At 29.9% G+C, this 15,105-nt stretch carries 12 protein-coding genes; 10 read left to right on the top strand and 2 right to left on the bottom strand.

Translation table 11 applies throughout. From position 1 onward, the window contains the following. Positions 1-53: 53 nt before the first annotated feature. Complete coding sequence (purH, locus tag Q0731_RS03770) at positions 54-1,586, bottom strand: bifunctional phosphoribosylaminoimidazolecarboxamide formyltransferase/IMP cyclohydrolase (protein ID WP_299060079.1); 1,533 nt, start codon at positions 1,584-1,586, stop codon at positions 54-56. 98 nt (positions 1,587-1,684) lie between these two features. Beyond that, complete coding sequence (locus tag Q0731_RS03765) at positions 1,685-2,137, bottom strand: GAF domain-containing protein (RefSeq protein WP_299060076.1); 453 nt, start codon at positions 2,135-2,137, stop codon at positions 1,685-1,687. A gap of 61 nt (positions 2,138-2,198) precedes the next feature. On the opposite strand from Q0731_RS03765, the gene xrtF reads away from it, so the two are divergent. The 10 genes from xrtF (at position 2,199) to Q0731_RS03715 (ending at position 14,951) form a co-directional block, all read left to right on the top strand. Further along, complete coding sequence (gene xrtF, locus Q0731_RS03760; RefSeq protein WP_299060071.1) at positions 2,199-2,735, top strand: exosortase family protein XrtF; 537 nt, start codon at positions 2,199-2,201, stop codon at positions 2,733-2,735. Further along, complete coding sequence (locus Q0731_RS03755; RefSeq protein ID WP_299060068.1) at positions 2,732-3,163, top strand: exosortase F system-associated protein; 432 nt, start codon at positions 2,732-2,734, stop codon at positions 3,161-3,163. The genes xrtF and Q0731_RS03755 overlap by 4 nt, the downstream gene beginning before the upstream one ends. Before the next feature lie 44 nt (positions 3,164-3,207). Next, positions 3,208-3,609, top strand: coding sequence for a hypothetical protein (locus Q0731_RS03750; RefSeq protein WP_299060067.1), 402 nt, complete (start codon positions 3,208-3,210; stop codon positions 3,607-3,609). Between the two features lie 117 nt (positions 3,610-3,726). Further along, positions 3,727-5,991 (top strand): TonB-dependent receptor, encoded by a 2,265-nt coding sequence (locus Q0731_RS03745; RefSeq protein WP_299060064.1) that lies wholly within the window; start codon positions 3,727-3,729, stop codon positions 5,989-5,991. 54 nt (positions 5,992-6,045) lie between these two features. Then, a complete protein-coding gene (locus tag Q0731_RS03740) occupies positions 6,046-6,453 on the top strand; it encodes a heavy-metal-associated domain-containing protein (protein ID WP_299060061.1) in 408 nt (135 codons plus the stop codon). Between the two features lie 13 nt (positions 6,454-6,466). After that, positions 6,467-6,808: a ribose-5-phosphate isomerase gene (locus Q0731_RS03735; protein ID WP_299060058.1), complete on the top strand. Its 342-nt coding sequence runs from the start codon at positions 6,467-6,469 to the stop codon at positions 6,806-6,808. Between the two features lie 529 nt (positions 6,809-7,337). Further along, entirely contained in the window at positions 7,338-10,484 is a 3,147-nt protein-coding gene (locus tag Q0731_RS03730; RefSeq protein WP_299060054.1) for a TonB-dependent receptor, read from the top strand. Positions 10,485-10,488: 4 nt separating this feature from the next. After that, on the top strand, positions 10,489-12,447 hold the full coding sequence (locus Q0731_RS03725; RefSeq protein WP_299060051.1) for a RagB/SusD family nutrient uptake outer membrane protein: 1,959 nt from the start codon (positions 10,489-10,491) through the stop codon (positions 12,445-12,447). 22 nt (positions 12,448-12,469) lie between these two features. Continuing rightward, on the top strand, positions 12,470-13,678 hold the full coding sequence (locus Q0731_RS03720) for a DUF5000 domain-containing lipoprotein (RefSeq protein WP_299060048.1): 1,209 nt from the start codon (positions 12,470-12,472) through the stop codon (positions 13,676-13,678). Between the two features lie 28 nt (positions 13,679-13,706). Then, entirely contained in the window at positions 13,707-14,951 is a 1,245-nt protein-coding gene (locus Q0731_RS03715) for a DUF4998 domain-containing protein (RefSeq protein WP_299060045.1), read from the top strand. The last annotated feature ends 154 nt before the right edge of the window (positions 14,952-15,105 follow it).

Raw genomic sequence — 15,105 nt, 5'->3', positions numbered from 1 at the left:
GATGTATTGTTACAAACTTACTAAAATTCTGATTGTAAATTACATATTAATTATTAATGTTTAAAATGTCTTGTACCTGTCATTACCATAGAAATATTGTTTGCATTACAATAATCAATACTTAGTTGATCTTTGATAGAGCCTCCAGGTTGAATGACACTTTTAACTCCTGCTTTATCTGCAATTTCTACACAATCAGGAAAAGGGAAAAAAGCATCACTTGCCATAACACATCCATTTAAATCAAATTTAAAAGAAGTTGCTTTTTCTATAGCTTGGTTTAAAGCATCAACTCTACTTGTTTGCCCTGTTCCACCAGCTAATAATTGTTTGTTTTTTACCAGAATAATTGTGTTAGATTTTGTGTTTTTACACAATTTAGAAGCAAACAATAAATCATCTATTTCAGCTTGTGTAGGTTTTGTATCTGTAACGTACTTTAAATCTGCTAATTGATCTGTAATACTATCTTTATCTTGTACTAAAGTGCCATTTAAACATGTTCTTACAGAAGTTTTTGGCAATGCAACTTCATTTTGAATTAAGATAATTCTGTTTTTCTTTCCTTTTAAGATTGCTAAAGCATCTTCTGCAAAAGAAGGAGCAATCACTACTTCACAAAACAAGGTGTGTATTTTTTCTGCAGTTTCTTTGTCAATTTCTGTATTGGCAATTAAAACACCCCCAAAAGCAGAAACAGGGTCTCCTGCTAATGCATCAGTATAAGCCTCACTTATGGTGTTTCTTTGTGCAAAACCACAAGCATTATTATGTTTTAAAATTGCAAAAGTTGGTGCTTCTCCTTTAAATTCTTCAATTAAATTAACTGCTGCATCAACATCTAATAGGTTGTTGTAACTTAATTCTTTACCATGTAACTTATCAAACATAGCTTCTAAATCACCAAAAAAGTATCCTTTTTGATGTGGGTTTTCTCCATATCTTAAAACGGTACCATTGGTTTCACTAATTTTTAAAGCAGCTTCAGAATTATCAGCATTAAAATAATTAAAAATTGCTGTATCATAATGAGAGGAAACATTAAAAGATTTTGCAGCAAACTTTTTTCTTTGCTCTATAGAGGTAGTTCCTTTATTTTCTGATAAAATTGATAAAAATTCGTCATACTGTTCCATTGAAGAAACCGTAAAAGTGTCTTTAAAGTTTTTTGCGGATGCTCTAATTAAAGAAATACCACCAATGTCAATTTTTTCTACAATGTCTTGTTCTGGAGCACCAGAAGCAACTGTTTTTTCAAACGGATATAAATCGACAATTACCAAATCTATTTGTGGAATATCATATTCCGCCAATTCAGCAACATCACTCTCGTTGTCTTGTCTGTTTAAAATACCTCCAAAAACTTTTGGGTGTAAAGTTTTAACTCTTCCTCCTAAAATAGAAGGGTAAGAAGTAACTTCATCAACAGGAACCACATCGATTCCTAGTTCTTTAATAAATTTTTCTGTGCCTCCTGTAGAGTAAATTGTTACATTTAATTCGTTTAATTTTTTTACAATTGGTGCTAAACCATCTTTATGAAAAACGGAAATTAAAGCAGATTTAATAGTTTTTGAAGTGCTCATTTTTTATTGTGTTGTTAAAAACGCAAAACTACACAAACAATGAATGATTACCAATAAAAAGATAGTAACAAAAAATAGAAGTAGTTAACAAAAATAAATTACAAAATGGTGGCTACTTTTTTACAAACATATTCTAAAAGTTGTTCGTCTTTTTGGGTAAATACATTTGCTGTATGTGAATCAATATCAATTTGGCCAATATTTTTACCATCCACAAAAATAGGTATTACAATTTCCGATTTTACTTTCCATCCACAAGAAATATAGTTGCGCTCTTTTGTAACATCTTGCACAATAAAATTTTGTTTGCTAATTGCTACTTGCCCACAAATACCTTTACCAAAAGGAATAATAGTGTGCTCTGTTGCCTCGCCTTTATATTGTGCTAGCTTTAATTCGTTTTTATTACCGTTGTTAAAATAAAATCCAACCCAATCATAATAGCTTATTTGTTGTTCTAAATAATTACAAATTGCCTGTAGTTTTTTTTCTTTTGTATTGCTAGAAATAATAATAGTATTTATTTTTTGTTTTAAAATATCTATATTCATTTTGTATATTCATTTTGTATATTCGTTTATTAATAAGTGGCTAAATTAATCAATATTATCAGTGAATAAACATCGAAACATTATCCTTTTTTTAGTTAAATTTTTTGTAAGTTATTTTGTGTTGGTGGCTTTGTATAATGGGTATTTACAAAAATCTCAACAAAAAACAATTACTTATAAAACATCTACTATTACAACTGCTGTAGCTGAGCAAACAGTTAAAGTTCTTTCAATGTTTGGGTATGATGTTTCTGCTGTTCAGCATGATAAAGAAATGTCTGTGAAATTAATTATTGAAGGTAATTATACTGCTAGAGTTATAGAAGGTTGTAACTCTGTAAGTTTAATAATTTTATTTGTTTCTTTTATTATTGCTTTTTCAGCATCCTTTAAAACAACTTTTATGTTTGCTTTTTTGGGGAGTATTTTTATTTATGTTGTAAATGTGTTAAGAATAGCCTTTTTAACAGTAATGATTTATAAATTTCCAGATCAATTAGGTTTTTTGCATGATTTTATATTTCCTGCAATTATTTATGGTGCTATTTTTTTATTGTGGGTTATTTGGGTGCATCAATTTTCTAAATTCAAAAAATGAATACATATTTGAAAATTACAGTTGCTTCTTTACTTTTTCTAATGTTTTTTGCAGTCAGAGCATTTGCATCTGAGTTATTTTATGATCCATTAGTAGTTTATTTTAAAAATGACTATTTGTATAAAAACATAGAAAATATTGATATTTGGCGTTTATTAGTACATATGTTTTATAGATATTTTTTAAACTCAATACTATCTTTAGCTATTATTTGGGTTTTGTTCCAAAGAAAAGAATACCTAAAATTTGCCACTTTTTTCTTTTTAATTGCATTTGTATTTTTGATAATTGTTTTTGTCTTTTTGATTAAAAATAATTTTGAAACTGGCTATTTATTGCCTTTTTACATTCGTAGATTTATCATACACCCACTACTTTTATTGTTGCTTTTACCTGCTTTTTATTATCAAAAATTAAGTAAAGAATAATTTAACAATTTTTTAGCGATGGTTATTGTAAATTTGTAATCGAAATGAAAAATTTATTATTTAAAATAACCTCATTTATACTAGCCCTTTTAGTGCTGTTTTCTACGTTTTCTTTTACAGTAGAAAAACATTATTGTGGTGATTTTTTAGTGGATGTTTCTTTTACAGGCAATTCTAAAGGATGTGGTATGGAATTGAAAAACATACCTGTTAAGAAAAAAAAATGCTGTAAAGATGAAGTACATCATATCAAGGGACAAAATGAATTGCAGCAAGTTTCTATTGCTAATTTTAATATTGAAGAACAACAAGTTTTAGTCGCTTTTTATATTTCTTACAATGATTTATTTGTTGAAAATCAATCAAATAAATCCACTTATAAAGATTTTTCTCCACCAGATATTCCATTAGATTATCAGGTTTTATACCAAACTTTTTTAATTTGATTTTTATTAAAATGAACTTATAGTGTTTCTTTTACCACTATAATTCTCTTGAAATTGTTATTCCGTGAAAACAGGAATCTAAAACGCAATATTCAATATTTAATAAAATCAAAAACAATGAAAAAATTTATAATAAGCAGTTTTTTATTGCTAATTCCGTACATAATTTTCTCTCAAACAACATTTAAAGGGATGATTATGGATAAAAATAATCCAAAAGACAACCTTGGTGTTGTTGATGTTACTGTACATTGGCTCAACACAAACGTAAGTGCAATAACAAATAAAAAAGGCTGGTTTACAATTGATTATAAACCTGAATATAAAAAATTAGTCGTTAATTCTTTAGGCTATAAAACCGATACAATTACAATAACAAGTTTAAAACCACTACATCATTTTTTAACTCAAGAAAATGACTTAGCAGAAATAATTGTGAAAACAGAAAAGAAATCTACCTATAAATCATTCTTTTCTACAGAAAACGAATTTACAGTAAATTCAGAAGAATTATTAAAAGCAGCTTGTTGTAATTTGGCAGAAAGTTTTGAAACAAACCCATCAATAGATGTTAGTTTTTCTGATGCTTTAACAGGTACTAGGCAAATACAAATGCTGGGTTTAACAAGTCCGTATTTGTTAATTACGCAAGAAAATATCCCTTCTGTAAGAGGAGCAAGTCAAGTTTTTGGACTCACATTTACTCCAGGTACTTGGGTAGAAAGTATTCAGATTACAAAAGGTGCAGGTTCTGTTGTAAATGGTTTTGAGAGTGTTTCTGGACAAATAAATACAGAGTTGGTAAAGCCTTTTACAGACAACACTTTCTTTTTAAATGCCTACTCTTCCTTAAATGGTAGGTTAGAATTAAATACGCATTTTAACGAAAGAGTTTCAGAAAAATGGCAAACAGGTTTTTATATTCATGGAAATTATAGGGGAGAAAAATTTGATAATAATAACGATAATTTTTTAGATGCTCCTTTAGCAAATCAAATCAATGTAATGAGTCGCTGGCAGTTTACAGATGCAGAAAAAGGTTGGGTGAGTTTTATAAATTTACGTTTTTTAAATGATGAAAAACAAACAGGAGAAATCGATTATAACCCTTCAACGGATAGAGTTTATCAAAACACAAAATTAAGCTCTGACCAAGTGTGGGGAAGTGAAATTGATACCAAACGTTTTGACGCCTCTGCCAAATTAGGGTATGTTTTTCCAGAAACTCCTTATCAAAGTTTTGGTTTTCAGGCTGCATTTAGCCAGCATCAACAAGATTCTTATTTTGGTTTAAATGTATATGATATTAAGCATCAAAGTGTGTATTCTAATCTAATGTTTAACTCTATTATTGGTGATACAAGAAGTAAATTTAAAACAGGACTTAGTTTTACTTATGATGATTATAAAGAATTGGTAAACCTTAATAATTTTAAAAGAAATGAAAATTCTTTAGGTGCTTTTTTTGAATATGCTTTTAATAATTTAGATAATTTTAGCTTAACAGCAGGATTAAGAGTAGATACACATAATTTATTAGGTACTTTTATTACACCTCGTTTACATTTAAGATACGTTCCTTGGGAAGATAGTGTTTTAAGAGCATCTATAGGAAGAGGAAAAAGAAGTGCAAATATTTTTGCAGAAAATCAACAATTATTTGCCAGTTCTAGACAAATAAATATTGATAATGTTGGGGGTAGTATTTATGGGCTCAATCCTGAAATTGCATGGAATTACGGAGTTTCCTATATGCAAAAATTCAATATGTTCAATAAAAAGGGAGAAATTACCTTCGATTTCTATCAAACAGATTTTGCAAATCAAGTGGTGGTTGATTGGGAAAATCCACAAGAAATTTCTTTTTATGATTTAAATGGTAAAAGCATAGCAAATAGTTTTCAAGTTGAAGTGAATTACAATGTAGCAGCTCATTTTAATTTAAGAACAGCATACAAATACTTTGATGTTGCAACAGATTATAAGAGTGGTAATCTTCAAAAACCAATTCAACCTAAAAATAGGTTTTTTGCAAACCTTTCCTATGAAACAAATTTAGAAGAAAATGGTTCTCAATGGAAATTTGATGCTACTTTTAATGCAATTGGTAAGCAACGATTGCCAAATACAAGTTCTAACCCTATACAGTACCAATTATCTAAATTTTCTAACCCTTTTCAAACATTAAATTCTCAAATAACAAAAGTATTTTCAAACAAGTTTGAAGTTTATGTTGGAGCAGAAAATTTAACAAATGTTCAACAAAAAAATCCTATTTTAGCTAGTGATAATCCTTTTGGGTCAAATTTTGATAGCACTATTGTGTATGCACCAATTTTTGGACGTGCATTTTATACAGGTTTACGATTTAAAATAATTTAGCAATAATCAGCCCTTATGGTCTTTAAAACCTTAAAGGTCTTAACTCTTTTAAGTATGAAAAAAATAGTATTTATATTAAGTCTTTTTATGATTAGCTTTACTATGCAATCACAAGAAATACAAAAGCAAAAAAGTGCAAAAGTATCTTTTAAGGTAGATGGAATTTGTGGCATGTGTAAAAAACGAATTGAAACAGCTGCTTTAAAATCAAAAGGTGTAAAGTTTGCAATGTGGAATGTAAAAACGCATCAATTAAATGTAATTATGGATGAACGTAAAACAGATGTTGAAACAATACAACAAAGTATTTTAGCAGTTGGTCATGATGTTTTTGATGTAAATGATAAAAAACTTTTAGCAACTAAAAATGCCTACAGTTCTGTTCATCCATGTTGTAAATACAGAGACCAAGAAATTATATTAAATCATCAAGGTAATTTACAGAAGCAAAAGAAGCATTAATAAGAGTTTTTAAATGTTGTACAGAATTTATGTTGTAGAATTATCTAAACGAGTTTTTAATGAAAACGTAAAGTTTAGAAATGCAAACCCTCAGTTTAATGGGGTATTGCAGTGTTTGTATGTAGGCATGACAAGTAAAACGCCTAAAGAGCGTTTTGTGCAACACAAAACTGGATATCGAAATAAGAAAGGGTGTAAATTATCTTCTAATATTGTAGAAAAATATGGACTGTATTTAAGACCAAGTCTTTATAATGGTATTGACCCAATAACCACCAAAGCAGAAGCTCTAAAAGTAGAAAAGGGTTTAGCTTTAGAATTGCGTAGACAAAAGTATGCAGTTTGGTTTAATTGATTTTATAAAAAAAAACTATAATGTCTATTTTAAAAAAAAAAAGACATTGCTACCTTAAGTTTGCAAGTTTCAAAAACTCAGGATTGATTAAATTCTGAGTTTTTTATTTTATATACTTTTACGTTATTAGAAGTTGTAAAATAATTAGGATGTGTTTATGTTTTTTTTAAGATAATGTATTGTTTTATAAAGTAGTATAGCTAGAATAAATTGTTTTAGAAGATTCATGTAATTTTCTTTAACTTAGAATTTATTTGTTTTATAGCTGTTTTTTTAAATTCCTAATTCTGTTTTTTTATCATTTATATTTATTAAATAAAACTAAAAATAATCTTGATTTAGTGTAAAAGTGTTTTTGTTGATGTTTTTAGTTGTTTTATCCATTTTTTGAAATTAACAAAATCCTAAATTGCAATTTATAAATGTTAATATATTGTTAATCCAAAATTAATATTAAAATAAAGGTAAAAGTAAAATTGTAATTTACATTTTTTTAAACCTAAAATCAATCTAAAACAAATATTTAAGTATGAAGAATACAAAACATCTAATAGTCTTATTTGTCTTACTTACTCAAACTGTGTTTTCACAAATCACAATTAAAGGTACTGTAAAAGATCCAGAAGGAAACCTTCTTCCTGGGACAAGTGTATTAGAAAAAGGAACAGCAAATGGTTTTTCAACAAATTTTGATGGTCAATTCGTTATAACAGTTAAAAACTCAGATGCAGTTTTAGTTTTTGCTTATTTAGGCTACAAAAAGAAAGAAATAGCGGTTAAAAGTCAAAAAGAAATAAATGTAATACTAGAAGAAGATGATAATCAACTAGAAGAAATTGTTTTGGTTGGTTTTGGTACTCAGAAAAAAGAGAGTTTAGTAAGTTCTATTACTACTATTAATCCTGGTGAATTACAAGCACCAACAAGTAACCTTACTTCTATGTTAGCAGGTAGAGTTGCAGGTATGATTGCTTTTCAAAGAAGTGGAGAGCCTGGTTCAGACAATTCAGATTTTTTTATTAGAGGTTTAGGGTCTTTTGGTCCTGGAGGTAGGCAAGGTCCATTAATACTTATTGATGGTATTGAATCTACAAATAGAGATATGGCAAGATTATTACCAGATGATATTGAGTCTTTTTCTGTGCTAAAAGATGCTGCTGCCTCTTCTATATATGGAGCTCGTGGTGCAAATGGAGTTGTTTTAATTGCGACAAAAGCTGGTAAAGTAGGTAATGCCAAATTTGATGTTAGAATAGAAAATAGATTTTCTTCTAACACAGATAATTTTAAATTAGCAGATAATATTACGTATATGAGATTGGCTAATGAAGCAAACTTAACAAGAGATCCTTTGTCAATACTTCCTTATTCTCAGAATAAAATAGAAAGAACTGCTGCTGGTGACAATCCTTTGTTATATCCAAATAACAACTGGATTGATCGTTTAATTAAAGATTTTACATGGAATCAAGCAGTGAATCTAAGTGCAAGTGGAGGTAGTGAAAAAGCTCGTTATTTTGTGTCTGGGTCATTAAATGTAGATAATGGATTAATAGAACAAACAAGCTTAAATGGTATAGACACAAATGTAAAGCTTATTAATTATTCTTTTAGATCAAATGTAAATTTACAATTAACAAAACGTACAGAAGCAATTATTAGAATGTATGCTCAAATTGACGATTACAGTGGGCCTATTGGAAGAGGTGCAGGCGTTTTTAGTTCTGCTCTATATTCTAACCCTGTTTTGTTTCCTGCAATTTATCCTGCAGAGCTTTCGCCCTTTACAAACCATCCCTTGTTTGGTGGTGCAGAAACAAGGCCAGGTAGTGGTGTGTTAGCTCAGAATCCTTTTGCAAACGCAGTAAGTGGTTTTCAAGAAGATAAAAGTTCTACTTTTCAAGTTCAAGTAGAGTTAAAGCAAGACCTAGACTTTATAACAGAAGGGTTAAGTGCAAGAGCAATGGGGTATATTAGAAGATTTCAGTTTTTTAGTACAAACAGACGTTTTAATCCATTTTATTACTCAGGACGAAGAAATCCGCAGAATGGTGAGGTAATTTTAAATGTAATTAATGATGGTAGCCAAGGTGCTATTGGTGGTATTCCAGGTGCAGGTACAGAATTTTTAGACTTCAATGCAGGGGGTACATCTTTAGATTCTAGAATACATTTAGAAACAGCATTAAATTATAATAGAACCTTTAATAAGGTACACAATGTTTCTGGTATGTTGATTAATCTTTTACAAAGTTTTCAAAGACCAGGTAATACACTAGATACAAGTTTGCCAAGTAGAAATAATAGTTTTTCTGGAAGATTAACTTATGATTATGATAAAAGATATTTATTTGAGTTTAATTTTGGTTACAATGGTTCTGAACGTTTTGATGATGGAAATAGATTTGGTTTTTTCCCTTCTATGGGATTAGCCTATAGAATTAATAATGAAAAATATTTTGAGCCTTTAAAAGATGTGGTTACAGATTTAAAATTAAGAGCCACTTATGGTTCAGTTGGTAATGATAATATTGGTACAGGTGCAGGTGTAAGTCGTTTTGTATATGTTGCAGGTGTAAATTTAAATAACAACACATTTGGTTCTACTTTTGGTGAGGATTTTGGTTTTAGAAGACCTGGTGTATCAATTGGTAGTTATGCAAATTCAAATATTAGTTGGGAAAACTCTGAACAGCTAAACTTAGGATTGGATATTCAATTATATAATTCTCTAACTTTAAATTTAGATTATTTTGAACAGACAAGAACTAATATTCTTCAAGGAAGACAAGATATTGGAGCGACACAAGGTTTGCAAGTAACTCCAAGTACCAACTTTGGTAAAGCGAAAAGCGAAGGTTTTGAAATAGCTATGAATTATGACAAGCAATTTGGTAGAGATTGGTGGACAAGTTTTCGTGGAAACTTTACCTATTCTAAAAGTGAGATAATTCAATTTGCAGAATTAGATTATCCAGATGAATTGTCTTATTTAAGACAAAAAGGAAACTCTGTAGCACAAACGTATGGATTAATTGCAGAGCGTTTGTTTGTAGATGATGAGGAGGTTGCAAATTCTCCAACACAATTTGGTGATGTTCGTGGTGGAGATATTAAATATAGAGATGTAAATGGAGATGGGGCAATTACAAATACGGATCGTGTACCAATTGGTTTACCTACAGTACCAGAAGTTATATTTGGTTTTGGGGGTACAGTAGGGTATAAAAATTTCGATTTTAGTTTTTTCTTCCAAGGTTCTGGTAGATCTAGTTTCTTTATCAATCCAGCATTAATACAACCATTTTTTATCAACGGAAGTTCAGAAAGTGGCTTGTTAAAAGCAATAGCAGATAGCCACTGGTCTGAAGATAATAGAGATGTGTATGCATTTTGGCCTAGATTAAGTGTCAACCAAGAAGTTAATAATAATCAAGTGTCAACTTGGTGGATGCGTAACGGAGCTTTTTTAAGACTAAAAAATATTGAATTTGGGTATAACGCACCAGAAAATTTATACCAAAAATTAGGGCTTAAAAATTTAAGAGTATATGCAAGTGCTATCAATGTAGCTGTTTGGAGCGCATTTGATTTATGGGATCCTGAGCAAGGATCTAATGGACTTGGCTACCCAATACAGGGGGTTTTTAATTTAGGACTAACTGCTAGATTTTAAAAATATGATTAAAATTAAAAAAAATAAAATGGGTTTAAATTTTAAAAAAAATAAAGTATTTGTTTCTCTAATAGCATTAGTTATTGGTTTACAATCGTGTAATAACTTCTTAGATATTGTGCCTGAGAATGTTGCAACTATAGACAATGCTTTTACATTAAGAAACGAAGCAGAAAAATATTTATTTACATGTTATTCTTACATACCACAAAATGGTAACGTTTCTTTTAATATTGGTATGCTGGCAGGTGATGAAATCTGGAAAAATAATATTATTTTACCAAATACTCCAAGTTATCAAATTGCAATAGGTACACAAACATCTGGTACTGTTTATCAAAATGTTTGGGAAGGAAATAGAAATGGAGCGGGTCCAGGAAATAATTATCCTATTTATGAAGGTATCAGACATTGTAATGTTTTTATTGAAAGAGTAAGCAATACTAACAATGTAATAGATTTAGATAGTTCAGAAAGAGAAAGATGGATTGCTGAAGCACAGTTTTTAAAAGCATACTATCATTATTATTTACTAAGAATGTATGGACCAATTCCAATTATTGATGTAAATATTCCAATTGAGGCATCTACTCAAGAAATTAATATTTTTAGAGAGCCTTTTGATGATTGTGTTACTTATATATCTAATTTATTAGACACAGCAGCAGAAAAATTACCAGAAGATATTCAAGACGCTACAAATGAATTAGGTAGAATCACAAAGCCAATTGCTTTAAGTATAAAAGCTAAATTGTTAACCATGGCTGCAAGTCCATTATTTAATGGAAACCCAGATTATGCAGGATTTATTGATAGTAAAGGAAGACAATTAATAAGTACAACAATTGACCCAACTAAATGGGAGAAAGCTGCAGCAGCTACTTTGGCAGCAATTCAATCTGCAGAATCAGTGGGTAGTACGTTGTTTTATTTTCCTCAAAATCAATTCAATCTATCAGATACTACATTAACTAAAATGAGTGTGAGGCAAGCACTTTCTGAAAGATGGAATCCAGAAATAATATGGTCTAACCCTAACAGTCAGACTACAAATTTGCAACAATTAAGTATGGTTCCTTTAGATCCAGATTATACACATACTTTAGCTCAAAAAATATTGTCGCCTCCTTTAAAAATTGCCAAAATGTTTTACACTAGAAACGGTGTGCCAATGAATGAGGATAAAACGATAAATTTTGGAAGTGATACAGATTTAAGGGTTGGAGATGAAGCACATCGATACAATATTTTAGAAGGCTATAGAGCTGCAAGATTACATTTTGATAGAGAACCACGTTTTTATGCCAATCTAGGATTTGATGGTAGTACGTTTTATAAGGATGATAGTCCATCTAGATCAGATGAAGATACTTGGGTAATCCGTTCTAAATTTAATGATTATGCAGGGAGTAATGCAGGGGTTCTTTTTAATGTTACTGGATATTACATTAAAAAATTAATAGATAGAAGAATGTCTAACTCTTCTCAAAACGCATATAGACCTTACGCTTGGCCAGAAATTAGATTGGCAGACTTATACTTAATGTATGCAGAAGCTTTAAACGAAGTAGAAGGTCCTACAGCAGAAGTTTTAAGATATACAGACTTAGTAAGAGAAAGAGCAGGATTAAACGGAGTTGCTGAATCTTGGACAAATTTTTCTTTAAACTCTGCAAAATTTACTTCTAAAGAAGGAATGAGAGATATTATACATCATGAAAGATTGATAGAATTATCTTTTGAAGGGCATCGTTTTTGGGACTTAAGAAGATGGAAAAAAGCAGCAGATGAATTAAATAAACCTATTCGTGGTTGGAACTTTTTTGGAATCACAGAATTAGAATACTATCAAATTAGAAATATAGAACAACAAACGTTTGTAGCTCCAAGAGATTATCTTTGGCCAATATCTGAAAATTCATTATTGCGTAACCCTAACCTAGTTCAAAATCCAGGTTGGTAAACCTTAATAAAACAGAATAATTATGAAAAAATTTATATTAAAATATAGCTTAATTATGCTTTGTATAGCTTCAGTGTTAGTAGCCTGTGATCAAAGTGATAATGTAAATGCTCCATTGAGCAATGATACAAGTAAGCCAGGACAAGTAAGTGAAGTTTCGGTAACTAATTTTTCTGGTAAATCTGAAATCACTTATACTTTACCTGAAAATGATAATTTGTTGTATGTGAAAGCAGTATATACTATTGATACTGGAGCAGAAAGAGAAATAAAATCTTCTTTTTATAAAAACGGATTAACAGTTGATGGTTTTTCATTAGCTGGGGCTCGTGATATTAAGTTGATATCGGTAAGTAGAAATGAAGTAGAATCAGATCCTGTAACAGTAACTGTAAACCCTACAAATTCGCCAATATTTGAAATTTTTGATTCTTTAAATGTTGGGCCTGATTTTGGTGGTTTATTTGTGGAAGCTAAAAATCCAGAAAGAACAGATGTTGCTATATTAGTAATGGAAAAAGATGATAACAATGACTGGGTAAATACAGGAAATAGTATTTATACATCTACCGATGATATTTTTAGAACAGTTAGAGGTTTAGATACACTTGATTTTGATTTCGCAATTACTGTAAGAGACAGGTATTTAAATACATCAGATACATTGTTTAAAACAATAAAACCTATTTTTGAAGTAGAAATGCCTAGAACTCAATATGCTGGTTTTCCTTTACCTAATGATGCACCAACAGAAGACTTTGGTTTTGGTTTAGATAGATTGTTTGACAATAATTTTAGAAGTTGGCCAAGAATTTTTATTACAGATGCATCTGCACCAGCACCGCATTCTTTTACAATAGATATAGGTCAAGAATTAAAAATAAGCCGTGTTCGTATTTGGGATTACCCACAGCAAACAGGAGCAGGCTTCTTTTATTATTGGCAATTTAATATGCGTAAATTTGAAATTTGGGGTTCTAATAACCCAAGTTCAGATGGTAGTTGGGATAGTTGGGATTTGTTAGGAACTTATGAAGTAATTAAACCTTCTGGTTTACCATTAACACAACAAAGTGCAGAAGATTTAGAGTTTGCACAAGATGGTTTTAACTGGCCTATTCCAATCACATCACCTAAGTATAGATACTTAAGAATCAATAACCTTGAAAATTTTGCAGGTGGTGGTCGTTTAGCTATTGCAGAATTAAGAGTATATGGTGACCCTAGATAATTATAACAAATAAATTAATTAACAAATTATGATTAATAAAATAAAAAAAATAATTAGCCACATATTTCTTTTCAGTATACTACTAATTGGTATTAATGCTTGTGACGCTTTAGATGAAGATGCTTATAAAGTTTATACAGATGGAGGTGAAATTCAGTATAGAGGTAAATTTGATTCTGTGCAAATATTTCCAGGTAGAAATAGAGTACAATTAAGTGCAATTGTTAACTCAGACCCACGTGTAACCTCTTATAGAGTGTATTGGGGCAATAGAAGTGATAGTGCAGTTTTTCCTATACAAAAATCTCAAATTGCAACTAAAATCTCTCAAATAATTGAGAATTTAGATGAAAACACATATAATTTCGAAGTTCTTACTTTTGATGATCAGGGTAATAGTTCTATTCCTGTATTTTCAATCGGTAAAGTTTTTGGTAGTAATTATGAAGCTATTTTATTAAATAGATCCTTAGTAAAACAAGCTTATCAACCAGCAGACAACTCTGCAGTTGTTCAGTTTGCACCTATAGACACAACTTCTGGTATCATTGATTCTGAACTAGAATATACCGATAATCAAAATGTTACAAAAACGTTTAAAATATCTGCGGATAGTTTAGATGATTTAATTTTAGAAAATTTTGATTTAGGTAATACTTTTAAGTATAGATCTTCTTATGTGCCAGATCCAACAAGTATAGATACATTTTATACAGCATACAATGTAATAAAACCAGATGAACCAATTACTATAGCACCTTATTTTGTTAACGCTTCTGCACCTTTTACAATTTTAGAAAGAGAAAACAGCAATCGTTATGCTACACCTTCTGATTGGATTCTCAATGATGGTGCTTTAAATCATAATGGATTTGGAGTTGTAGATACTCAACGAAGTGATGAATTTAATTTGGTAAGTGGTTTTGGCGGAGAACCAGATATTGTGAATGGTAAAATACATCAAAGAATGCGTTTAGAACCAGGTACATATACATATACTGTTTCAGCTAGAGCTAACAATTTTGTTAGTGAAAATGATAAAGTGTATTTTTTAGCTGCACTAGGTAGTGAATTGCCAGATGTAGATAATGTAGAAGCTTCTACAAACACACTAGCCTTTAAACGTGTAACAACTTCTGCTGCGCAAACTTATGAGACGGAGTTTACATTAACAGAAGATTTTACGAATATTTCAATTGGTATAGCAGTTGCTAATGATCCAGGTCAAAATAGATTTATGCAAATAACTTCTTTTGCATTAAAAAAGAAATAGATTACTAATATCTATTTAGCTTCTAAATGGTTTTTATTACACTTATCTCTACAATTAGTAGGGTTGTAGATGTAATAAAAACCTTTTTTTTATGAAAACGATAAAGTAAAGTAAGTGTATAAGTAATTGAATTCTAAATATTACAAAAAAGATA

The sequence above is a fragment of the uncultured Polaribacter sp. genome, from assembly GCF_947497695.1.
Lineage (GTDB): Bacteria > Bacteroidota > Bacteroidia > Flavobacteriales > Flavobacteriaceae > Polaribacter.
The sequence above is the reverse complement of the archived record's forward strand: the minus strand, read 5'-3'. Positions and strand labels throughout refer to the sequence as shown.

Bases quoted from the DNA above. Each gene is read 5' to 3' on its own strand.
- Q0731_RS03715 (WP_299060045.1), top strand. From the start codon at position 13,707: ATGATTAATAAAATAAAAAAAATAATTAGCCACATATTTCTTTTCAGT.
- Q0731_RS03745 (WP_299060064.1), top strand. From the start codon at position 3,727: ATGAAAAAATTTATAATAAGCAGTTTTTTATTGCTAATTCCGTACATA.
- Q0731_RS03735 (WP_299060058.1), top strand. From the start codon at position 6,467: ATGTTGTACAGAATTTATGTTGTAGAATTATCTAAACGAGTTTTTAAT.
- Q0731_RS03725 (WP_299060051.1), top strand. From the start codon at position 10,489: ATGATTAAAATTAAAAAAAATAAAATGGGTTTAAATTTTAAAAAAAAT.
- Q0731_RS03730 (WP_299060054.1), top strand. From the start codon at position 7,338: ATGAAGAATACAAAACATCTAATAGTCTTATTTGTCTTACTTACTCAA.
- Q0731_RS03740 (WP_299060061.1), top strand. From the start codon at position 6,046: ATGAAAAAAATAGTATTTATATTAAGTCTTTTTATGATTAGCTTTACT.
- purH (WP_299060079.1), bottom strand. From the start codon at position 1,586: ATGAGCACTTCAAAAACTATTAAATCTGCTTTAATTTCCGTTTTTCAT.
- Q0731_RS03765 (WP_299060076.1), bottom strand. From the start codon at position 2,137: ATGAATATAGATATTTTAAAACAAAAAATAAATACTATTATTATTTCT.
- Q0731_RS03720 (WP_299060048.1), top strand. From the start codon at position 12,470: ATGAAAAAATTTATATTAAAATATAGCTTAATTATGCTTTGTATAGCT.
- Q0731_RS03750 (WP_299060067.1), top strand. From the start codon at position 3,208: ATGAAAAATTTATTATTTAAAATAACCTCATTTATACTAGCCCTTTTA.
- Q0731_RS03755 (WP_299060068.1), top strand. From the start codon at position 2,732: ATGAATACATATTTGAAAATTACAGTTGCTTCTTTACTTTTTCTAATG.